General features: G+C 70.7%; 13 protein-coding genes. 5 read left to right on the top strand and 8 right to left on the bottom strand.

From position 1 onward, the window contains the following. Positions 1-80: 80 nt before the first annotated feature. The 8 genes from RDV84_RS05610 to RDV84_RS05575 form a co-directional block, all read right to left on the bottom strand. Entirely contained in the window at positions 81-1,991 is a 1,911-nt protein-coding gene (locus RDV84_RS05610; RefSeq protein ID WP_309152728.1) for a glycoside hydrolase family 127 protein, read from the bottom strand. Between the two features lie 4 nt (positions 1,992-1,995). Continuing rightward, positions 1,996-4,179, bottom strand: coding sequence for an SUMF1/EgtB/PvdO family nonheme iron enzyme (locus RDV84_RS05605; RefSeq protein ID WP_309152727.1), 2,184 nt, complete (start codon positions 4,177-4,179; stop codon positions 1,996-1,998). Positions 4,180-4,252: 73 nt separating this feature from the next. Next, positions 4,253-5,212, bottom strand: a complete 960-nt coding sequence (locus tag RDV84_RS05600; RefSeq protein ID WP_309152726.1) for a ribokinase — start codon at positions 5,210-5,212, stop codon at positions 4,253-4,255. A gap of 28 nt (positions 5,213-5,240) precedes the next feature. After that, positions 5,241-6,455, bottom strand: a complete 1,215-nt coding sequence (locus RDV84_RS05595) for a serine hydrolase domain-containing protein (RefSeq protein WP_309152725.1) — start codon at positions 6,453-6,455, stop codon at positions 5,241-5,243. Positions 6,456-6,757: 302 nt separating this feature from the next. Beyond that, positions 6,758-9,040, bottom strand: a complete 2,283-nt coding sequence (locus tag RDV84_RS05590) for a TonB-dependent receptor (protein WP_309152724.1) — start codon at positions 9,038-9,040, stop codon at positions 6,758-6,760. 347 nt (positions 9,041-9,387) lie between these two features. Then, on the bottom strand, positions 9,388-10,281 hold the full coding sequence (locus RDV84_RS05585) for a LysR family transcriptional regulator (RefSeq protein ID WP_057945867.1): 894 nt from the start codon (positions 10,279-10,281) through the stop codon (positions 9,388-9,390). 190 nt (positions 10,282-10,471) lie between these two features. Further along, positions 10,472-12,925, bottom strand: coding sequence for a sodium:solute symporter family protein (locus tag RDV84_RS05580; protein ID WP_309152723.1), 2,454 nt, complete (start codon positions 12,923-12,925; stop codon positions 10,472-10,474). Positions 12,926-13,088: 163 nt separating this feature from the next. Then, entirely contained in the window at positions 13,089-13,943 is an 855-nt protein-coding gene (locus RDV84_RS05575) for an HpcH/HpaI aldolase/citrate lyase family protein (protein ID WP_309152722.1), read from the bottom strand. Between the two features lie 409 nt (positions 13,944-14,352). Between RDV84_RS05575 and RDV84_RS05570 the strand changes: the two genes are divergently transcribed. The 5 genes from RDV84_RS05570 to ubiB all read left to right on the top strand — a co-directional run bounded on the left by RDV84_RS05570 (position 14,353) and on the right by ubiB (position 20,800). Continuing rightward, positions 14,353-15,255, top strand: coding sequence for an alpha/beta fold hydrolase (locus RDV84_RS05570; protein ID WP_057945869.1), 903 nt, complete (start codon positions 14,353-14,355; stop codon positions 15,253-15,255). A 10-nt stretch (positions 15,256-15,265) separates the two neighbouring features. After that, on the top strand, positions 15,266-16,927 hold the full coding sequence (gene oleC, locus RDV84_RS05565; RefSeq protein WP_309152721.1) for an olefin beta-lactone synthetase: 1,662 nt from the start codon (positions 15,266-15,268) through the stop codon (positions 16,925-16,927). 217 nt (positions 16,928-17,144) lie between these two features. Next, positions 17,145-18,131 carry a 2-alkyl-3-oxoalkanoate reductase gene (gene oleD, locus RDV84_RS05560; RefSeq protein WP_309152720.1) on the top strand — a complete coding sequence of 329 codons (987 nt, stop codon included), beginning with the start codon at positions 17,145-17,147 and terminating at the stop codon, positions 18,129-18,131. A 166-nt stretch (positions 18,132-18,297) separates the two neighbouring features. After that, on the top strand, positions 18,298-18,957 hold the full coding sequence (locus RDV84_RS05555; RefSeq protein WP_057945872.1) for a ubiquinone biosynthesis accessory factor UbiJ: 660 nt from the start codon (positions 18,298-18,300) through the stop codon (positions 18,955-18,957). Between the two features lie 151 nt (positions 18,958-19,108). Beyond that, complete coding sequence (gene ubiB / locus RDV84_RS05550) at positions 19,109-20,800, top strand: ubiquinone biosynthesis regulatory protein kinase UbiB (protein WP_057945873.1); 1,692 nt, start codon at positions 19,109-19,111, stop codon at positions 20,798-20,800. Positions 20,801-21,681: the final 881 nt, after the last annotated feature.

Here is a 21,681-nt window from a genome sequence, read left to right as displayed (position 1 = left end):
CCTGGGCTTCGTCGAGGCGGGCGGTCCAACTGTGCGCGCTGGCGGCGCGCGCGAACAGTCGTGCGGCATATGTTCTGGCGTTACCAATTCTTGCTTGGCGGCTGTGGATCGTGCGCGAAATCCTCGTGCGCGGCGGTCGCGGGCGGCGCCAGCGACAGCCAGGTCAGGCGCCACGCGCCGTCGGCGCGGCCGCCGGCGCGGTAATAGGGCTCGAACGCCAGCGGCGCGCGATAGTCCAGGCGCAGTTCCAGGCGCGGCGGCGCGCCGTCGGCGCCCGGCGGCGACCAGTGCAGCCAGTCGGCAATGGGCGCATCGGGCAAGCGCACGGTTTCTTCGCTCTTGAATCCGTCGATCAGGCCGGTGGCGTAGACCAGCGGACCGCACGTGAAACCGATGTAGCCGTGGCGCAGCACTTCCTGCGCGACCGGGCTGCCGTCGGGCGCGCGCGATTCCTGCACGTTGCGGTTGAGCGCACGGTGCGCGACCGGGCGCATCGGCAAGCGCAGGACGACCTCGTCGCCGTCGCGCCATTCGCGTTCGATGGCGAAGTAATCGCCGGGCGCGGGTTCGCCCCCGGCCGCCGCGCCGTTGACCGCGACGCGCGCGTCCTGCGCCCACGACGGAATCCGCAGGCGCAGCGCGAACCGCGCCGCGCGCCGCGGCGACACGCGCAGGCGGATCTCGCCGTCGAACGGATACGCGGTGTCCTGCGCCAGCGTCAGTTCGCCGGCGAGCGGATGGGCGATGCGCGCCGAGCCGGCGGCGTACAGGTTCACCGTCGTCGCGCCGTCTTCGCCCAGCGAATACGCCACGCCCGGCACTTCCTCCACCGCCATCGCGCCGCTGGACTTGCAGCAGCGCCAGTAGGTGGTGTGCACGCGCCTGCCGTTGGGAAACACGTAGTAGCACCAGTCCTCGCCGTCCGGCGCCTGCGCGGCGAGCAGATCGTTGTAGGCCGAGCGCTCGATCTCCTCGGCGTAACGCGCCTCGCCGGTGATCGTCAGCAGTTCGCGGTTGAGCTGGATCCAGGCCAGGGTCGAGCAGGTCTCGACATAGGCCTGCGGACTGAACGCGCCCGGTGCGTTGAACACCTCGCGCGAACGATGGGCGACGCCGCCCCAGGGGCCGCCGCCGAGGGTGAGGTGGCGTTCGCGGATGCTGCGCCACAGCGCCTGCACCGCGCGCAGGTAATCGGCATGGCCGCTGGCGCGGTGCAGCTTGGCCAGCCCGACCAGGTTCCAGGCCAGCTGATAGGCCTTGCCGGTGGCGATCTCGGCCGCGTCCGCGCCGGCCAATGCGCGGGTCAGCAGCGCCAGCGGCGGGTGCGCGTCGGCCTGGCCGAGTACGGTCAGGGCGAGGTCGAGGAAGTCCTGTTCGCCGGTGGCGAAGTACAGTTCGACCGCCGGATCCAGCAGCACCGTCGCCGACATGCCGAAATGATTGCCCAGGTCGGTGATGTCGATGTCGCCGGCGCTGAGCGTGCGCAGGCACAGCCGGCCGATCCGGCGCGCGGCGTCGAGGTAGCGCGGTTCGGGGAAATGCTTGTGCGTTTCCAGCAGGCCCAGGATCAGATACGCGTGGGTCCAGATGTCCCAGGTGCGCACGCTCGGCGCGCCGTCCCAGCTGACCGGCTTGGGCGCTTGCTTGCGCATGAAGCGGCGCTGCGGCGCGTAGGTGCCCAGATAGCCGTCGGCTTCCTGGGTCGAGACCAGGAAATCGGCGACGCGGCGCAAGTTGGCGAGCAACTGCGCATCGCCGCTGCGCGCGGCCGCCTTGGCCGCGGCGCTGAGCCATTTGCCGGCGTGTTCGCCGTACCAATCGCCTTCCTCGTTGCGTGCGCGCCGTTCGGGCGCGAACAAGGCGATCGCCGGACTGGTTTCGTCGACGATGAAATGCGACAGGCGGCCGGCGAGGTTGGCGTCGAGCGCCTCGCCGAGCGGGCCGCGCAGGACGATGCCGGCCGGGTCGAGCGCGGGAGCGTAGCGGCGCATGCGCTTACTCCGCGTCCGCGGCGCAGCGGAAACCGATGCAGGCCGAGCGGTCCTTGCTCGGCGCCATCAGCAACAGCTTGCCGTGCTGGTCGAGGCGGTAGGCCTGCGGGAAGTACCAGTGCGAGGTCTGCGGCTGGTACGAGCTGCCGCCGCGCAGGATCGCCGCGCGGGTGTGTTCGTCAAAATATTCGTCGGTCCATTGCCAGACGTTGCCGACCAGATCGAGCACGCCGAACGGGCTGGCGCCGGCGGGATGCGCATCGACCACGTCCGGCGCGCGCACGCGGCGGTTGCGGTTGGGAGCGGGCACGGCGTCCTCGCGCCAGTCGTCGCCCCACGGGTAGCGGCGGCCGTCGTCGCCCTGCGCGGCGTACTGCCATTCCCATTCGCGCGGCAGGCGCTTGCCGGCCCAGTGCGCGTAGGCGCGCGCGTCTTCGAGCGCGACCCAGGTCACCGGGCGATGCTCCCAGCCCGCGCGCGGCGCGCCGTCGACCCAGTCGCGCAGGTAGTTGTGCGGGTCGCGCGGGAGGTAGCCGCTGGCGCGGACGAAGTCGAGGTATTGCGCGTTGGTGACCGGGGTGCGGTCGATGAAGTAGCGCGGCAGGCGCAGGCGCCGGCGGTGATTGCGGCGCGCGCTGTTCTCCCACGGATACTGCACGTCGACGCCTTCCCAGGTCTGGCCTTCGATCTCGACGCCGCCGACGACGAAATCGAATTCGCCGGCCGGAATCTCGACCATGCCGTGCGGCGCGCTCGCCGCCGGCGCGGTCGGCGCGGTCTCCATCAGGGTCTGCTTGAGCGAGGTCCACTGCGCGCTGCACTCGCGCAGCGGCTTGGCCGACAACGCCCGCATCGTCGCCAGGAACGCGTCGAGCCCCGCGTGCGCCGCGCCGTCCGGCAGCGCCAGCAGCGCGCCGAAGCCGCGGCCTTCCAGGGCGAATTCCAGCACCGCGCGTTCGCCGTCCAGGCGCGGCGCCAGTTCGACGCCGTTCCACAGGTCGTAGTAACGCTGGCCTTCGGCGTGCGCGACCGCGATCAGCTCGCCGTCGAGATCGAACTCGTTGCGGTTGACCACGGTCCACAACGCCGCGCCGGCGTGCGGGAAGCGGCTGGCGAACACGCCGTGCTGCAGGGTGCGCGCATACGGGCGCCAGTCGTGGCTGACGAAATGCGGCGCGAACGCGCGCTCGATACTGGCGATGCGGCGCAGCGACTCGGCATCGCGCTCGGTCAGTTGGTTCCACAGGCCCCAGACGTTCTCCCAGGCGTTGTAGCCGACGCCGTTGAAGAAAATGTATTGCAGGTCGTGGTTGCGGTCGCGGCCCCAGCGGTTCTCGTAGTTGATCATGTGGCGCGGTTCCAGCCACTTGAACTTGGCCACCGGCGGCACCGGTTCGTTCGGCGCCTTCTTGCCCCAGCTCTGCACGTTCCAGATCAGCGCCTCCTCGGCGCTGATGGTCGATTCGGGCTGCAGCACCACCGGATGGCCGGCGGCATCGCAGGCGTCGAAGAACGCGCGCGGCACGCCGTTGTAGGTGTCGCCGTTGACGCCGTCGGCGCCGATCGCGGCGACCAGTTCGGCCACGGCGTCCCAATCGCGCCGGCCGCTGTCGCGGGTGCCGTGGTCCCAGGGCATGGTCGGCAGGAACACGCGCACGCCGCGGCGATGGAAATCGGCGACCGCGCCGCGCAGGCCATCGAGCCCGCCCGGCAGGTCGCGGGCGAGATCGAACTGGTTGCGGTCGTCGACGCCGATGTTCGGATACACCGGCCAGATCAGCACGCTGTCGATGCCGCCGTAGCGGCGCTCCAGGTCGTCGAGGTAACGGTCGACGGTGTAGCGGCCTTCGACCGGATCGTAGAAGTAGCGGTCCTCGACCATCATCTGCGCGTGGACGAAATTGCGCTGCGCCCATTGCAGCTCCGGGCGGCGGTAATGCGCGTCGTCGTAGCCGATGCGGACCAGATGCTCGCGGCGCCAGTCCTTGAGTTCCTCGATCCAGTCGTCGAGGGCGCCGTCCACGTCGGTCTTCCAGTGGCCGATCTCGGCGAACGGCCAGCCCGGCGCCTTGCCCGGCAGCGGCAGGTAGCGCTGGGTGGTGACGTGGGAGAACTTGTACTCGCTGCGCACGCGCGGACGTTCGTCTTCGGGGGGGGCGTCGGCGGCGGCGGAATAGTCGTTGGACATGGGCGTGCTGATGTTCGGAAGGGGGAGTGAGCGAAGCGACGGTGGGAGAGACTTCAGTCCCGATGCTCTTGTCTCAGATCGCGGCGACCTGAGCGGAGGGCATCGGGACTGAAGTCCCTCCTGCGGAATTGCGGTCTGCGGCAGTGTGCAACAGCGCTTCGACCTCGGCATGACTGGGCACGCTGCTTTGCGCGCCGGCCCGCGTGCACGCCAGCGCCGAGGCCGCGCAGGCGCGGCGCAGCGCGGTGTCGAAGCCGCCGCCCCGGGCCAACGCGGCGACCAGCACGCCGCAGAAGGTGTCGCCGGCCGCGGTGGTATCGACCGCTGCGACCGCGAACGCGTCCTGGCGCAGGCGCGCGCCGTCGACACGGGCGAGGCAGCCGCGCGCGCCGAGGGTCACCACCACGCGCGGCACGCGCACGGCGGCGAGGGCGGCATCGAGGTCGCCGATGCCGGTCAGCGCGGCCAGTTCGCCTTCGTTGACGATCAGCAGGTCGACGTCGTCCAGCAGCGCGGCCGGCAGCGCCCGCGCGGGCGCGGCGTTGAGCGCGACGGCGACGCCGGCCGAGCGCGCCTGCCGGGCCCAGTCGGCGACCGCGTCGAGCGGCGATTCGAGTTGCAGCAACAGCCAGGCGATGCCGTCGAGCGCGGGCAGGTCGTCGCCGCGCAGCGCGGCGTTGGCGCCGGGCGCGACCACGATCGCGTTCTCGCCGTCGTCGGCCACGCAGACGAAGGCGCTGCCGGTGGCGCGCTCGGCGCAGCGGCGCACGTGCAGTTCCACGCCGCCTTCGCGCAGCGAGCGTTCGATCGGCTCGGCGTGCGCGTCTTCGCCCAGCGCCAGCAGCATGCGCGTCGGCGCGGCGCCGGCGCGGGCGCAGGCCAGCGCCTGGTTGGCGCCCTTGCCGCCGGGATAGGTCGCCAGCTCGCGGCCGAGCACGGTTTCGCCGGGCGCGGGCGCGTGCGCGGCGCGGACGACGAAGTCCAGATTGGCCGAACCGGCGACGAGGACAGTAGGGGGCGTGTTCGCGGTCATGCGCGGTGTCCGATGGGGGCGATGGGCTTCATGGCGAGCGCGCCGCCGCGCGGCCGGCGGCATCGGTCGCGGCGAACGCGAGCCGGTAGAAGTCCTTGCTCAAGCGCGGCGGATCGCCGGCGACGCCGGCGCGCGGCAGATGTTGCAGCAGCGCCAGCGCGACCGTCTTGCGCTTGGGGTCGATGACGTAGGTGGTCGAGGCGGCGCCGGGCCAGCCGAACTGTCCGAGCGACGCCGGCACGCTGCGCCGGGCCGGATCGATCACCACCGCGCCGCCGTAGCCGAAGCCTTCGCCGGCGTCGTATTGGTGCACCGGCGGATCGAGCATGGTCAGCTGGTTGCGCAGCATCGCCGCGACCGTGTCGGCGCGTAGCACGCGCGGGCCGGGGCCGGAGTGGCGCGTGCTGCCGCACTCGGCGAAGCCCGATTCGTCGGCGATGCGGCCGCCGTCGAGCAGCATCTGGGCGAAGCGCGCGTAATCGCAGGCGGTGGAATACAAACCGCCGGCGCCGCTGGCGTAGGCGTTGAGCGGCGCGCCGGGTTCGCGTTGCGAGGGGCCGTCGTCCAGGCGCAGGCGGCCGTCGTCGCCGGTGATGGTGAGGTCGGCGATGCGTCCGCGCGCCGCCGCGGGAACCGCGAAGCCGGTGTCGCGCATGCGCAGCGGCGCGAACAGATGCTCGCGCAGGTAAGCCTCGAAGCGCTGTCCGGACACGGCTTCGACCAGCCGCGCCAGCACTTCGGTGGCGGCGCCGTCGTAACCGAAGCGGGTGCCCGGATCGGCGGCCAGCGGCGCTCGCGCGAGGCGGGCGACGAAGCCGGCGAGGTCGCGCGCGGCGTGCGGATCGTGGCGGCGGGTCAGCGCCGCCGCGGCGTCGTCGCCGGGCAGGCCGGCGGCGAAACCGGCGGTGTGGGTGAGCAGGTGGCGCACCGTGATCGCGCGTCGCGCGGGGCGCAGCGTCGGCGCCTGCGCATCGCCGCTGGCGACCTGGCGGTGCGCGAGTTCGGGCAGGTAGCGCTGCACCGGCGCTTCCACGTCGATCAGGCCGCGTTCGGCCAGCTGCATGACCGCGGCCGAGGTCGCGGTCTTGCTCATCGAGTAGATGCGGAAGATCGTGTCGCGGCGCATCGGCGCGCGGCGGGCGAGGTCGCGGTGGCCGTAGGCGCGAAAGTCGACGATGCGGCCTTCGTGCACGATCAGGGTCACCGCGCCGACGTAGCCGCCGGGGCGGGTGGCCTGGGTCATCCAGGCGTGCAGCGGGTCGAAGGGCGAGGCGTCAGGGTGTTTGGCGACCGGATCGGAAAGCGTCGGGACTGAAGTCCCTCCCACAAGAGCGTCGCTCGTGGGAGGACCTTCAGGCCCGACGCTTTGGTGCCCGACGCCGGCGCAACCCGCACCCATCGCCATCAGTCCCACGATCAGGACCGGCCAGCGGCAGCGGCGGAGAACACGAGTGGGCAAGTCGATTCCCATAGCGGTGAAAGCGCCGCCGCGGCAGTGCTTGCCGCGGCGATGAGGCCGATCCGGTCCGTCGCGCGCCGCGGACCTCAGAACTTGAAGGTGTGAGTGAGCGAGATCGTGCGCCCGCGGCCGGCCCAGTAGTTCTGGAAGCCGCCCGGCGGTTGCGACCAGCTCAGGATGTACTGCTTGTCCAGCAGGTTCTCGATGCCGAGCGAGAGCTTGCCGTAACGCTGGGTGTCGTAGTTGAAGCCCAGGTCGAACAGGGTGTAGCCCTTGGTGCTCTCGGTGAAGCTGAAGGCGCGTTTGTCGAAGGCGCGTACGTCGCTGCCGGACAGGTTGCGCGAGAACAGCGTGGTCGCGCCCAGGCTCACGTCGGCGTTCGGCAGGAAGTTCCAGGTCAGGGTCCAGGCGAGTTTGTCGGGGTTGATGTCGAGCACGCCCATCGGCTTGTTCAGCCCGCCGGCGCCGAAGCGGCCGGCGGCGTCGGCCGACCAGAACGAGGTCTTGCCGCGGGTGTGCGAATAGACCGCGCTGATCCGCCAGGCGTCGTTGAAGCGCCAGTCGCCGGACAGTTCGTAGCCCTTGATCCGCACCGGCGCGCGCAGCAGCACCAGGTCGTTGGTGATCGGGTCGATCGCCAGCGACTGGCCGTAGTCGGACTTGGAATCGTAGTGCGAGGCGCTCAGCGAGCCGCGCTCGCCGCGCCAGTTGAAGCCGAATTCGGTGTTCTCGACCACGATGGCGTTGAGGTCGAGCAGGTCGCCGACGTTGATCGGCGGATCGTTCGGGCAGCCGTCGGTCTGCACGCTGCCGGCGTCGCCCGAGCATTGCACGTTGCGCAGCGGAATGCCGACGTTGGCCAGGGTGAAGCCTTCGCCGTAGGAGCCGAACACCGACCACTGCTCGTTGACGCGCCACACCGCGCCGAAGTTGGTCAGGTTCTCCTGGTAGTCCAGGGTGCCGCCGCCGACGTTGCGGCGGTCGCGGTACCAGGTGGTGGTGTAGTCGTCCACGCGCAGCTCGCCGTCCTCGCGGCGGATGCCGCCGGACAGGGTCACCGGGCCGATGTCCCAGGACAGCTGCATCCACGGCGCGCGGCTCTTGTAGTTCATCGGCGGCACCCACAGCCGGTCGGTCAGCGCCAGGCGCTGCTCGGCGGTGTCTTCGACCAGGTCCAGGCCGATGCGCAGTTCCAGCCCGTCGACCGCGAACAGCGACGGCCGCGCCCACGAAGTGCGCAGGCCTTTCTTGTCGGTGACGATTTCCGACTGGTCCCAGACCTGGCCGATCGGCCCCAGCCGCGGGTCCTGGCGGTCGATGGTGTTTTCCGGCAGGTAGCGCATCTGCTGGTCGGCCTTGTAGCCGTTCACGGTCAGGGTGCCGCCGAAGAAATCGCTGTTCGTGTAGGTGAGCTGGTACTGCTTGAAGTCGTTGATCGCGGCCTTGGAGCCGAAGATCGTGCCGCGCTCGGAGGTGTTGGTGCGGGTCTCGCCGCACAGCGCGCGCTCGTCGGGGCGGCAGCCCAGCACCTGGATGTAGTTGGCCTTGCCTTCGATGTTGAAGTGGCTGACCGAGCCTTCGATGCGCTGGGTGCCGTCTTCGCCGAAGTCGTAGCCGGCCTTGAGGAACAGGTTGCGCGACTCGGTATCGGCCAGCGAGCCGCTGGTGTTCATGCCGATGCGGCGGCCGTTGCCGTCGTAGGTGATGCCGCGGTCCAGGAACGAGACGCTGGCGAGCATGTCGAAGTTGCCGGCCTTGCGGGCGAAATTCAGGCCGAGCTTCCAGCCCGCGCTGTCGTCCTTGAACTGGGTGGTGTAGCGGCTGATCAGGGTGAACTCGTTGCCTTCCTTGGTCGGCGCGGCGGACAGGTAGTTGATGATGCCGCCGGCCGCGCCGATGCCCTCGGACGCGGACGGGCCGTTGATCACCTCGATCCGGCCGACGATGCCCATGTCGGTGAAGGTGCCGTTGCGGGTGCCTTCGCGCAGCGGCGAACCCTGCGGCACGCCGTCGAACAGGCGCAGGGCGACGCGGCCGCGCAGGTTCTCGCCGGTGTTGCTCATCGCCTGCGAGGACTCGGCATAGCCGGGCACGGTGCGCGCCAGCACCGCGGTCGCGTCCTCGGTCAGCACCAGGCTGCGCGCGAGTTCGGCCTTCGACACCAGGGTGATGGCGCCGGGAATCTTGTCCACCGCCTTGGGGCTGCGGGTGCCGGTGACCACGACGTTGTCGAGGTTGACCGCGGCGCGGCTGCCCTGCGCGGTTTCGGTCTCGGCCGGCGCGGCGGCCGCGTCCTGGGCGGCGGCGGTGCCGGCGGCGAAGGACAGCAGCAGCGCGCTGCCGATCGCGGCGGAAAGTGGCTTGAGCATGTTCGGTTCCGTCGTGGTGGTGCGAAGGCCGGCGCGCGCCGCGAGCGGCGTCGCGCATCGTTCCGGCGTTGGCCCGACGGCAGCGTGGCCGCGTCCTTGTGGCGACGTCCCCGACATCGCGCGATCCCCGGATGCTGGCGAGACTATGCGTTCGCCCGGAGGCATAGAACCGTTGCGCGCTATGTTCAGAGGCTAGGTTTTGTTGGGTGACGCGTCAGTTTTTCTTGTTGCGTTGCGGCAAAAACGACGCGGTTTCGTGTCCGACCGTAGGAGCTGCGCGAGCTGCGACCGCGGGCTCGCACGGTCGCGTCGTAAGCGCGATGTCGCGGACGCGACTCGCGCCGCTGCTACAGGGGCTTCGGGCCGTTGCGTTGCTGCATGGCCTTGCGGCTTTCTTGCAGCAATACGGTGACCAGGCGCACGCGCACGCTCGAGCGCGACCAGACGATGCCGATGCAGCGCTTGGCCGAGGCGTCGGGCAAGGCGATGCGCGCGAGCTTGAGGCCTTCGGGCCAGGGTTGCGCCCAGTCGGGCACCAGCGACACGCCCAGGCCGCGGTCGACCATCACCGCGATGGCGTTGAGCGCGTTCAATTCGAAACGCTCGCGCGGGACGATGCGCTGCGCGCGCAGGTACTCCTCGGCCTGGCGGCCGCCCCACTGATGGCGGTCGTAGCGGATCAGCGGCTGGGTGGCGAGCAGTTCGTGCGGGTCGCGGTCGGCCAGGTGCGCCGGCGCCAGCACGATCAGCGGCTCCTCGCGCAGCAGCTGCCACTCGCAGGTCTTGGGCAGCGGGAACGGCGCCTGCAGCACGATCGCCGCGTCCAGGTCGCCCTGTTCGACCGCGTGGTAGAGGTCGGCCGAATAGCCCGGCTTGATGAACACGTTGATCTGCGGAAAGGTCTCGACCATGCGCGCGAGCACGTCGGGCAGGATGCCGGCCAGCGCGGTCGGGCAGGCGCCCAGGCGCAGTTCGCCGGCGATTTCGCTTTCGGTGGCGACGCTGCGCAGGTCGGCGACGTTGCGCAGCAGTTCGCGCGTGCGCGGCAGGATCCGCGCGCCTTCCTCGGTGACGCTGACGGTGCGGCCGACGCGCGCGATCAGCGGCGCGCCGATCTCGCGCTCCAGGGTGCGGATCTGCTGCGCGACCGCGGCCGGGGTGATGCCGAGCACGCGCGCGGCGGCGGCCATCGAGCCTTGGTCGACGATGGTGACGAAGGTGTTGAGGAACTGGGTTTCCACGGCGGCTCGCGTTCGTTGTCGGGCAACGCTACCTCAGGCGGGTGGGGTGGGCTACTTCCATTGGTCACTGGTGTCCGGGTAGCCCTCACGCCAACCCCATCCCGGCCCGAACGCAGAGCGTTCGGTCGTTCGGCGTTGCGCGAGCGATGGCTCGCAAACGCAGCGCCTCACCCCGCAAGCGGAGAGGGGTTCAAAGCCGATCGCTGCTGGCTGCCCCTTCTCCCGCTTGCGGGAGCAGGGGCCCCGAAGGGGCGGATGAGCGCCGGTCGCGATAGATCGTCAGCCCGTCCAGCGATTGCGTCGGCGCCGGAAAGAACAGGCTCGCCACATACCCGATCGCGATGCACAGCGCGATCGAGATCGCCAGGTAGTAGTACGGATGCACCGCGCGCAAGGTCCAGATGCCCAGGGTCAGCACGATGCTCGCGCCGATCCCGATCGCCACGCCCTGCCAGTTGGCGCGGCGGGTGAACATGCCCAGGGTGTAGGCGCCGGCGAAACCGCCGCCGAGCAGGCCGGCCAGTTCGATCGACACGTCGAACAGCGAGTGGATGTCGAACTTCGACAGCAGCAGCGCCGCGCCGATGCCGATCAGGCCCACGACCACGGTCATCCACTCGGCGAAGCGCACGCTCTGCTGCGGCGTGTGGCCCTTGTGCAACTTCTCGTAGAAGTCCACCGAGATCAGCGTCGCCACCGAGTTCATGATCCCCGACAGCGTCGCCATCGCCGCGGCGAAGATGCCGGCGATGATGAGCCCGGTCACGCCCACCGGCAGTTCGGCGGCGATGAACATCGGAAACGTCGCGTCGATCGGCAGCAGCGGGTTCATGCGCTCGGGGTGTTCGCGGTAGTACACGAACATCGCCGTGCCGATGGTGTAGAACACGATGCCGCCGGGGATCATGATCGCCGCGAACGCCCAGATCGAACGCCCGGCTTCCTTGTCGGATTTGGTCGACAAGGTGCGCTGCATCAGCACCTGGTCCTTGGGGAAGGTCAGCACCACCTCGAACAGGACCAGGAACACGAAGCCCCACACGGTGGCCTTGGTCAGGTCGAAGCTGAAGTCGAAGGTGTGCATCTTGCCCTCGGCCATCGCCGTGGACCAGAACTGGCCGAAGCCGCCGCGCAGGCCCCAGATCATGAAGCCGATGGCGAAGATCGCGCCGCCCATCTTGACGATGACCTGGACGAAGTCGGTCCAGATCACCGCCTTCATCCCGCCCATCGCGGTGTAGACGATGGTGAAGCCGCCCATCAGCAGCACGCTCCAGAACACGCTGATGCCGGTGATGGTGGCGATCGCCAGCGCCGGCAGGAACAGGATCACGCTCATGCGGCTGCCGATCTGCACGAACACGCACAAGGCGCTGGCGAGCATGCGGATGGCCGGGTGGAAGCGGGTTTCCAGGTACGAGAACACCGACATCAGGTCGAGCCGGCGCAGCAGCGGCACCACCCAGATCGCCACGAACACCAGGCCGAACACGGCGATGATGTTGTTGGCCATGTACTGCCAGTTGGTCTCGAAGGCCTTGGCCGGAATGGCGATGAAGCTGATCGAGCTGGTGTTGGCCGCGTACAGGCTGATGCCGGCGGCCCAGAACGGGATGCTGCGGCCGCCGACGAAGAAGCTGTCGGTGTTGCCGCGCTTCTCGCGCAGGTAGAAGTACAGGCCGATGCCGATCATGCCGGCGAGGTAGACCACGATCACCACCCAGTCGAGCCAGTGCAGGCGCAGCTTGCTGGACTGGATCTGCGCGGCGGCGAACTGGACGCGGCCGGCGCCGTCGGCGCGCGCCCACGCCAGACCGTCGGGCCAGGCGGCGGTGGCGAGCGCGTCGGCCGGCACCTGCGCGCCGGGCAATTCGGCCCAGGCGGCGGTGATGGTCTGGTAGGTCATCAGCCGCGCCGGCGCGTGCGCGGTCGGTTGTACCGGCATCAGCAGGTGCGCCTGGCCGGTGGCGCGGCCGGCGCCGGCGGGAACCTGGCCGGGCACGCGGCCGGCGTCGCGCCAGGCCGGCTGACCCGGCGTCCAGCGCAGCAGGCGGTCGCCGCCGCCGGCGGGATCGGCGAGCACCAGGAACAGCGATTTGGTCTGCGACAGCAGGCTGCGCGGCGCGCCGGCTTCGGTCCAGGCCGGGGCCGCGGTCCACGCCGCGCGGTCGTCGGCGAGCGGGCGCTGATAAAGCCGCGGCGCGCCATCGGCGCCGAGGCCGGCGAGGTAGAAGGTGTCGGCCGTCCATGCCGCGGTGGCGTTGCGCACAGCTTCGGGCAAGGCCGGCAACGCCAGCGCTTGAAGTCGTTGCGCATCGGCCTGCAGGCGCGCGACCGCGCCGTCGGCGGACAGCGCGAACGCGCGGCTGCCGTCGCCGGCGATGCTGCGCGGCGCGGTCGCGGCATCGCTGCGCAGCGCGCGCCATTGGCTCGCGCCCGGGTCCAGGCGCCAGGCGCCGTCGGCGGCAATGGCGATGGTGGCGCCGTCGAGCTGGGCCGCGCCGATCAATGTATCGGCCGGCAGCGCCGGCAGCGCGACGCTGCGCAGCGGCGTCAGCGGTTCGGCCTGCAGCGGCGCGGCCAGCGCCAGCAGCAAGGCCCACAGCGCCAGCGCGCACAGCCGCCGCGCGCGCGACGGCGCCACGGCTCCGGCGCCCGATGCTGCGGCGACTGCCCGACGCGCCGCGGGCGCGCCTTGTTCCCCCACCACCGACTGCGACTGCTGCGACATCCGCTCCCGTCCCCTCACTGCTGCGCGGCGCGGCATGCGCCGCGCCAGGGTGCCGCGGCGCCCGCGCCGCGGCCGCTCACGGCCGTTCCGCGGTCGCGAGCAGGGCCTGCGCGCGCTTGAGGAACGGCCGGTCGATCATGCGCCCATCGACCACGAACACGCCGCGGCCGCCGTCGGCGGCGGTTTCGGCCGCGCTGACGATGCGGCGCGCGCGCGCGATCTCGTCGGCGGTGGCGGCGAAGGCGCGGTTGGCCAGCCCGACCTGGCGCGGGTGCAGGCAGGTCTTGCCGAGGAAGCCCAGGCGCTTGGCGACCAACGCTTCGTCGAAATAGCCGGCTTCGTCGTGCAGGTCGGCGTAGGCGCCGTCGAGCGCGAACACCCCGGCCTCGGCCGCGGCCATGCGCACCGCGAACAGCGCGGCGTGGACGTTGGCGCGGTCGTCGCGGGCGATGCCCTGGGCCTCGAACAGATCGGCCAGGCCGAGCTGCAGCCCGGCCACGCGCGGGTGCGCGCCGGCGATCGAGGCCGCGGCCCGCAGCGCGCGCGGGGTTTCGATGTTGACCAGCAGGCCGATCGGGCGGACCACGCCGTTGCGCGCCTCGGCGCGTTCCAGCGCCGCCACCGCCTCGTGCAGGGCGTCGGCGGATTCGATCTTGGGCAGGTTGATCAGGTCGGCGCCCTCGCGTGCGACCGCGGCCAGGTCGGCGGCGAAGTGCTCGCTCGCGGGCGCGTTGACCCGCACGATCATCAGCTTGGACGAGGCCGCGACGGCGGACGAGGCCAGGAACGCGGCCACCGCCACCCGCGCGGCGGCCTTGCGCTCGGGCGCGACCGCGTCCTCCAGGTCGAAGGACAGGGCATCGGCGGCGCCGGCCAGGGCCTTGTCGAACAGCTCCGGCCGCGCGCCCGGGACGAACAGCTTGCTACGCATGCGCAGGAGGGACGCGGGAATTCATGGTCCGGCGAGTGTGCGGCAAGCGTTCGCGGGCATCGGCACAGGGGCGGCATGTTCAAACGATAGGTTTTGTTGCGAATGCCGGCGGATACGCGCGGTTGTCGTTGCTGGCGGCGCGAGGCCGAAGTCCCGCGGTCGCGGCTCGCGCCGCTCCTACAGCGGCTTCGGATAGTTTCGCGAACGCCGGCGGGCCCGCATGGGCTTCCTGTAGGAGCGGCGCAAGCCGCGACCGCGAATCCGCGGCGCCGGGCGCGAGCCCGAAGCCCGCTCCCGCAGGGGTCGCGGCGCCTTCGGGCCGCAAAAATTCCCCATCCGGCCCCGGCACCCGATAATGGCGGTCTGTCCGCCAGGCCCGCCCGCGAGGCGCGCCGCCACCGAGTCCCCGATGACGTCCAGCTCCCGCTTCCCCGACTACCCGTTCCAGCCGCAGCGTTTCGAGGTCCGCCCGGGCATCGGCCTGAGCTACCTCGACCAGGGCCCGCGCGACGGCGAAGTCGTGGTGATGCTGCACGGCAACCCGTCGTGGAGCTATTACTGGCGCAAGCTGGTGCTGGGCCTGCACGACCGCTACCGCTGCATCGTCCCCGACCACGTCGGCATGGGCCTGTCCGACAAGCCCGGCGACGAGCGCTACGAATACACCCTGCAGTCGCGCGTGGACGACGTCGAGGCGTTGCTCAAGCATCTGAACATCGACGGCCCGATGACCCTGGCCGTGCACGACTGGGGCGGCGGCATCGGCTTCGGCTGGGGCCTGAAGCATTCCGAGCAGATCAAGCGGCTGGTGATCACCAACACCGGCGCGTTCCCGCTGCCGGCGGCCAAGCCGCTGCCCAAGCGGCTGCGCCTGGGCCGCGATTCGTCCGTCGGCACCGGCCTGATCCGCGGCCTCAACGCCTTCGCCGGCGGCGCCGCGCGCCTGGGCGTGAGCAAGCCGATGCCGGCCGAGGTGCGCCGCGCTTACGTCGCGCCGTACGACTCGTGGGCCAACCGCATCGCGACCTCGCGCTTCGTCCAGGACATTCCGCTCGGCGAAGGCGACAAGGCCTGGCCGCTGGTGCAGGCGATGGGCCGCAAGCTGCCCGAATACGCCGACCGCCCGGCCTTCATCGGCTGGGGCCTGGGCGATTTCGTGTTCGACCACCACTTCCTCAAGGGCTTCACCGACGCGCTGCCGCGCGCCGAAGTGCACGCGTTCAAGGACGCCGGCCACTACGTGCTGGAAGACAAGGCCGACGAGCTGGTGCCGGCGGTGCGCGCCTTCCTCGACCGCCATCCGCTCGGCTGAGGCGCGCCCCATGGACGCCACCGACGCCGTGTGCAACATCGCCGCCTCGCTGCCGCGGCTGGCCGCGCAATCGCCGCAGCGCGTGGCCATGCGCTGCCCCGGCACGCGCGGGCCCGACGGGCTGGCGCGCTACGACGTCGAGCTGACCTACGCCGAACTGGACCGCCGCAGCGACGCCATCGCCGCCGGGCTCGGCCGGCGCGGCATCGTCCGCGGCACCCGCACCGCGGTGATGGTGCGGCCCTCGCCCGAGTTCTTCCTGCTGATGTTCGCCCTGTTCAAGGCCGGCGCGGTGCCGGTGCTGATCGATCCGGGCATCGACAAGCGCGCGCTGCGCCAATGCCTCGACGAAGCCGCGCCGGAGGCCTTCATCGGCATTCCGCTCGCGCACGTCGCCCGGGTCGTGCTGGGCTGGGCGAAGTCGGCGCGCATCCGCATCACCACCGGCCAGCGCGCGCTGCTGGCCGACGACACCCTCGCACGCGTCGAGCGCGCGGGCGAAGGCGCCGGTTCGCAGCTGGCCGACACCCGCGCCGAGGAAGTCGCGGCGATCGTGTTCACCAGCGGCTCGACCGGCGTGCCCAAGGGCGTTGTGTTCCGCCATCGCCATTTCGTCGCCCAGATCGAGATGATGGGCGAGGCCTTCGGCATCGCGCCCGGCGGCGTGGACTTGCCGACGTTCCCGCCGTTCGCCTTGTTCGATCCGGCGCTGGGCCTGACCTCGGTGATCCCGGACATGGACCCGACCCGTCCGGCCCAGGCCGATCCGCGCAAGCTGCACGACGCGCTGCGCCGGTTCGGCTGCGACCAATTGTTCGGTTCGCCGGCCTTGATGAAGGTGCTGGCCGACCATGGCCAGCCGTTGCCGACGCTGCGCCGGGTCACCTCGGCCGGCGCGCCGGTGCCGCCGGACACGGTGGCCAAGCTGCGCGAGCTGATGCACGAGGACGCCCAGTTCTGGACCCCGTACGGCGCCACCGAATGCCTGCCGGTGGCGGTGATCGAAGGCCGCGAACTGCAATCCACGCGCGCGGCCACCGAGGCCGGCGCCGGTACCTGCGTCGGCCGCGCGGTGGCGCGCAACGACGTGCGCATCATCCGCGTCGACGACGCCGCGATCGAACACTGGTCGGACGAACTGCTGGTCGCGGCCGGCACCGTCGGCGAGATCACCGTGGCCGGACCGACCGCGACCGATGCGTATTTCAACCGCGACCACATGACCCGGCTGGCCAAGATCCGCGAGACCACGGGCGAAGGCGGGCGCATCGTGCACCGCATGGGCGACGTCGGTTACCTCGACGAACACGGCCGGCTGTGGTTCTGCGGGCGCAAGAGCCACCGGGTCGAGACCGCGACCGGGCCGCTGTACACCGAACAGGTCGAACCGGTGTTCAACACCCACCCCAAGGTGCGTCGCAGCGCCCTGGTCGGCACCGGCGAGAAAGGCGCGCAGCGGCCGCTGCTGTGGGTGGAACTGCACCAGCCGCGCATCGGCAACCGCGAGCGCGAGCGCATCCTCGACGAACTGCGCGAGATCGGCGCGGCGCATGCGCACACCGCCGGCATCGAGCGATTCCGCTTCCATCCCGGCTTCCCGGTCGACATCCGCCACAACGCCAAGATCGGCCGCGAGAAACTGACGCTGCAGGCGCGCGCGATCGGCGATTGAGCTCCAGGGCACCGGCTCTTGTGAGAGGGCCTTCAGGCCCGACGCTTTTGTCTCAGATCGTAGCGACCTGAAAGAGAAGCATCGGGCCTGAAGGCCCTCCCACAGTCACTTCGGCCGCATCGGCCCTTGCCGCTGCCCTGCCACAGTCGCCCAGCCGACACTTCGCGCGCGCCGCAAGGCCTATCATCTGCTTCCACATGCACGGACCCCCAACGCGATGAAGATCCTCGTTACCGGCGGCGGCGGTTTCCTCGGCCAGGCGCTGTGCCGCGGCCTGGTCGCGCGCGGCCATGAGGTGGTCAGCTTCAACCGCGGCCACTACCCCGCGCTGGAGCCGCTCGGGGTGACCCAGATCCAGGGCGACCTCGCCGACCGCGACGCGGTCATCGCCGCCGCGCGAGGCTGCGGCGCGATCTTCCACAACGCCGCCAAGGCCGGCGCCTGGGGCAGCTACGAGAGCTACCACCAGGCCAACGTGGTCGGCACCCAGAACGTGCTGGCCGCTTGCCAGGCGCACGGCATCGGCCAGCTGGTCTACACCTCCACGCCCAGCGTCACCCACCGCGCGACCCATCCGGTCGAAGGCGGCAGCGCCGAGACCGTGCCCTACGGCGAAGGCTTCAAGGCCGCCTACGCCACCACCAAGACCATCGCCGAAAAGGCCGTGCTCGCGGCGAACTCGCCGCAACTGGCGACCGTCGCGCTGCGCCCGCGCCTGATCTGGGGCGTCGGCGACAACCAGTTGCTGCCGCGGCTGGTCCAGCGCGCCAACGCCGGCCGCCTGCGCTTCGTCGGCACCGGCGAGAACCGCATCGACACCACCTACATCGACAACGCCGCGCAGGCCCACTTCGACGCCTTCGACCACCTGGCGCCGGGCGCGGCCTGCGCCGGCAAGGCCTACTTCATCAGCAACGGCGACCCGCGCACGGTGCGCGAGACCCTCAACGGCCTGCTCGGCGCGGTCGGCGCGCCGACCGTGGACAAGACCCTGCCGTTCCGCGCCGCCTACGTCGTCGGCGCGATCTGCGAAGGCCTGTGGACGGTCCTGCCGCTCAAGGGCGAACCGCCGATGACCCGGTTCCTGGCCGAGCAACTGTCGACCACCCACTGGTACGACATGGGCCCGGCCCGGCGCGACTTCGGCTACGTGCCGCGGGTGAGCTTCGACGAGGGCCTGGCGCGGATCAAGGCCGCGCAATAGCCGCCCGAAGCCCCCTGTAGGAGCGGCGCCCCTGCAAGGGGCCCAGGCGGGATTCGCGCGCGTCCGGACGGACCACCGCCACCGCCGCCACACCGCGACCGCCGACCGCACCGCGCTTGCACAAAGCGCTAACAGCCGCCCGCGCGAGCCCGGATAGAATGGGCGCATGAACGATTCCGCCTCGCCCCTGGATGCGCTCAAGCCGCTCGCCGGCCGCGCCCTGGAAGCCGCGCTCAACCGCGCGCTCGCGCTCGATCCCGACACCCGCGCCGGCCTGTCCGCGCTCGACGGCCGCAGCATCGCCCTGCACCTGGCCGAGCCGCCGTTGGCGGCGCGCATCCTGGTCGCCGGCGAGCGCCTGGAAGTCGGGCCGGTGCGCAGCAGCGACGAGCCCGACCTGTCGGTGCGCAGCACCCTCGGCGCGATCTTCGCGCAACTGCCGAACCTGCTCGGCGCGGCGCGCAACGAACAGGCCGCGCCGGTCGGCAAGCTGCGCATCGAGGGCGACGCCGACCTGGCCCGGCGCCTGCAGCGGCTGGCCGAGCGTTTCGATCCGGACTGGCAGCAGCCGTTCACCGCGGTGTTCGGCGACATCGTCGGCGTGCAGATCGCCAACGCCGTGGCCGGCGCGCTGCGCCACGCGCGCGACGCCGCCGGCGCTTTCGCCAGCAACGCCGCCGATTACCTCACCGAAGAAAGCCGCGACCTGGTGCCGCGCGCCGAACTCGACGCCTTCCACGACGACGTCGACGCGCTGCGCGACGACGTCGAGCGCGCGGCCGCGCGGGTGGCGCGCCTGCAGTCGCGCGCGGGCGGCCGCGCATGAGCGTCTCGTCGTGGGAGGGCCTTCAGGCCCGATGCTGTTCGGTCAGCGGCGAGGTTTCTTCCACATCTGAAACAAGAGCATCGGGCCTGAAGGCCCTCCCACAAGAGCGGGCCCTGCAACAAAGGCAGGCCCTGCAGGCGGGGATGCGCGCATGAAATCCGCCGCCCGTGCCTGGCGCATCGGCCGCGTGCTGCTGCGCTACCGTCTCGACGCGCTGCTCGACGACACTCCCGCCGAGCGTTGGCTCAAGCTCGCGCGGCCGTTCGTGCCGCGCGCCTCGGCCGAGGTCGCGGCGATGTCGCGCGGCGCGCGCCTGCGCCTGGCGTTGCAGGAGCTCGGCCCGATCTTCGTCAAGTTCGGCCAGATCCTCTCCACCCGTCGCGACCTGGTGCCGCCGGACATCGCCGCCGAACTGACCCTGCTGCAGGACCGGGTCAAGCCGTTCGACGGCGAGACCGCGCGGCGCATCGTCGAGAGCGCGCTGGAGCGCAGCATCGACGAGGCCTTCGACCGCTTCGACATCGAGCCGCTGGCCTCGGCCTCGATCGCCCAGGTCCACGCCGCGCGCCTGCCCGCGCAGGGCGGCCGGCCCGCGCGCGAGGTCGTGGTCAAGGTGCTGCGCCCGGACATCGAGGGCAAGATCGCCGGCGACATCGCCCTGCTCAACGCGATGGCCGCGCTGGTCGACCGCGCCCATCCCAACGCCGACAAGATCCGCCCGCGCGCGATCGTGGCCGAGATCGAAAGCACGCTCGCCGCCGAACTCGACCTGCAGCGCGAAGGCGCCAACGCCAGCGTGCTGCGCCGGTTCTGGGCCGACAGCGACGACATGTACGTGCCCGAGGTGATCTGGACCCACACCTCCGAGCGCGCGCTGACGCTGGAGCGCGTCTACGGCATTCCCTCCGACGACATCGCCGCGCTCGACGCCGCCGGCATCGACCGTCGCGCGCTCGCCGCCAAGGGCGTGCGGGTGTTCTACACCCAGGTGTTCCGCGACAACTTCTTCCACGCCGACGCCCACGCCGGCAACATCTGGGTCGACAGCGACCCGGCGCGGCGCAGCAACCCGCGCTTCATCGCCCTGGACTTCGGCATCATGGGCCAGTTGTCGGACGAGGATCAGTACTACCTCGCCGAGAACTTCATGGCGATCTTCAACCGCGACTACCGCCGCATCGCCGAACTGCACGTGCAGGCCGGCTGGATGCCGGCGCACATCCGCATCGACGAACTCGAAGCGGCCACGCGCGCGGTGTGCGAGCCGTACTTCACCCGTCCGCTCAGCGAAATCTCGCTGGCGGAGGTGCTGCTCAAGCTGTTCCGCACCGCGCAGCGCTACGAACTGACCTTGCAGCCGCAGCTGATCCTGCTGCAGAAGACCCTGCTCAACATCGAGGGCGTCGGCCGCCTGCTCGACCCCAAGCTCGACATCTGGGCGGTGGCCCGGCCGGTGCTGCAGCGCATCCTGCTCGATCGCTACAGCCCGCAGCGGCTGGCCGGCGAGTTCCGCAAGCGCCTGCCGGAACTGGTGACGCGCGCGCCGGAGATGCCGCGCCTGTTGCACGCCTGGCTGAGCCAGCAGGTGGCCGGACAGCACGAACTGAAGATGCGCTCGGCCGACATCACCGACCTCAACCATACGATCAAGGACGCGGTGCGGCGCACGGTGTCGGCGATCCTGGGCACCGGGCTGCTGATCGTGGCGGCGGTGCTGTACGGCCTGGAATCGGGCGGGCCGCGGTTCTGGTCGATCCCGGCGTCGTCGTGGATCGCGGGACTGGGCGGCGTGTGGGCGTTGCTGGCGGCGTGGCCGCGGCGGCGGGGGCGTTGGTCCAAGTAGGGCGGCCGCGCAGGGCGCGTGTTGCGGCATTGCCGTGCGCGTCCTGAGTGAGGGCGTCGTATCTGGTTTGGCGGTGCCTGGTCTGCGCGATGCGGACTTTCGTCGTGGCTCAATTGTCGCGGTCGCGGCTTGCGCCGCTCCTACAGGGGCTTCGGTTGGTTCGTATCCGATTGCGCGAGCGGCGCGCGCGGGGACCGTGGCGACCACCCGCGTCGAGTACAGCCCGCCGTCATTCCGGCGGAAGCTGGAATCCATTTCGATCTTTCTGTTGCCGTTGCCGTTGCCGTTGCCGTTGCCGTTGCGTAGTTGTTGCTGTTGCCTGTGCACGCTCTTGAGCCCGATGCAGTCGTCCCGCAGCCCCGGAGGGCGTGCGCATGGATGCGCACGCGCGCCATGGGGCAGGATGCCCCTTATGGCGCGGCCCCGCGCCACGATGAGCCCTAGTGGCTCTTGATCCGAAAAAGAAGAGGCCTTTTCTTTGGTTACTTTCTTTGTGGCTTAAGACAAAGAAAGTGACCCGGCCGCTTGCGGACGGAAGCCCTTGATGTTCGCTTGTCGTCACCCGTAGCCACACGAAAAAGTAGCGCCCACCGCGGCACGCCCCCTGTAGGAGCGGCGCAAGCCGCGACCGCGCCATCGCGGCGATTGCGAAAGTTTCGTCGTAGTTGCGTTGTCGCGGTCGCGGCTCGCGCCGCTCCTACAGTCGGATACGCGACCCTACGGCCGTCATTCCGGCGAAAGCCGGAACCCATGTTGACGTTGCTGCCGCATTCGCCGTTACCGATGTTTCGCGCGACGACAAGCCACCATCAAAAGCTTTCGTCCGCAAGCGGCCGAGCTACTTTCTTTTGTCAGCGCGACAAAAGAAAGTAGCGGCGGAG

The sequence above is a fragment of the Lysobacter yananisis genome (genome assembly GCF_031199375.1).
In the GTDB taxonomy this organism is placed as follows: Bacteria; Pseudomonadota; Gammaproteobacteria; order Xanthomonadales; family Xanthomonadaceae; genus Lysobacter; species Lysobacter yananisis.
The sequence above is the reverse complement of the archived record's forward strand: the minus strand, read 5'-3'. Positions and strand labels throughout refer to the sequence as shown.

Coding starts and splice junctions, on each gene's coding strand:
- RDV84_RS05570 (WP_057945869.1), top strand. CDS start 14,353: ATGACGTCCAGCTCCCGCTTCCCCGACTACCCGTTCCAGCCGCAGCGT.
- RDV84_RS05575 (WP_309152722.1), bottom strand. CDS start 13,943: ATGCGTAGCAAGCTGTTCGTCCCGGGCGCGCGGCCGGAGCTGTTCGAC.
- oleD (WP_309152720.1), top strand. CDS start 17,145: ATGAAGATCCTCGTTACCGGCGGCGGCGGTTTCCTCGGCCAGGCGCTG.
- RDV84_RS05555 (WP_057945872.1), top strand. CDS start 18,298: ATGAACGATTCCGCCTCGCCCCTGGATGCGCTCAAGCCGCTCGCCGGC.
- ubiB (WP_057945873.1), top strand. CDS start 19,109: ATGAAATCCGCCGCCCGTGCCTGGCGCATCGGCCGCGTGCTGCTGCGC.
- oleC (WP_309152721.1), top strand. CDS start 15,266: ATGGACGCCACCGACGCCGTGTGCAACATCGCCGCCTCGCTGCCGCGG.
- RDV84_RS05610 (WP_309152728.1), bottom strand. CDS start 1,991: ATGCGCCGCTACGCTCCCGCGCTCGACCCGGCCGGCATCGTCCTGCGC.
- RDV84_RS05590 (WP_309152724.1), bottom strand. CDS start 9,040: ATGCTCAAGCCACTTTCCGCCGCGATCGGCAGCGCGCTGCTGCTGTCC.
- RDV84_RS05605 (WP_309152727.1), bottom strand. CDS start 4,179: ATGTCCAACGACTATTCCGCCGCCGCCGACGCCCCCCCCGAAGACGAA.
- RDV84_RS05600 (WP_309152726.1), bottom strand. CDS start 5,212: ATGACCGCGAACACGCCCCCTACTGTCCTCGTCGCCGGTTCGGCCAAT.
- RDV84_RS05595 (WP_309152725.1), bottom strand. CDS start 6,455: ATGACCCAGGCCACCCGCCCCGGCGGCTACGTCGGCGCGGTGACCCTG.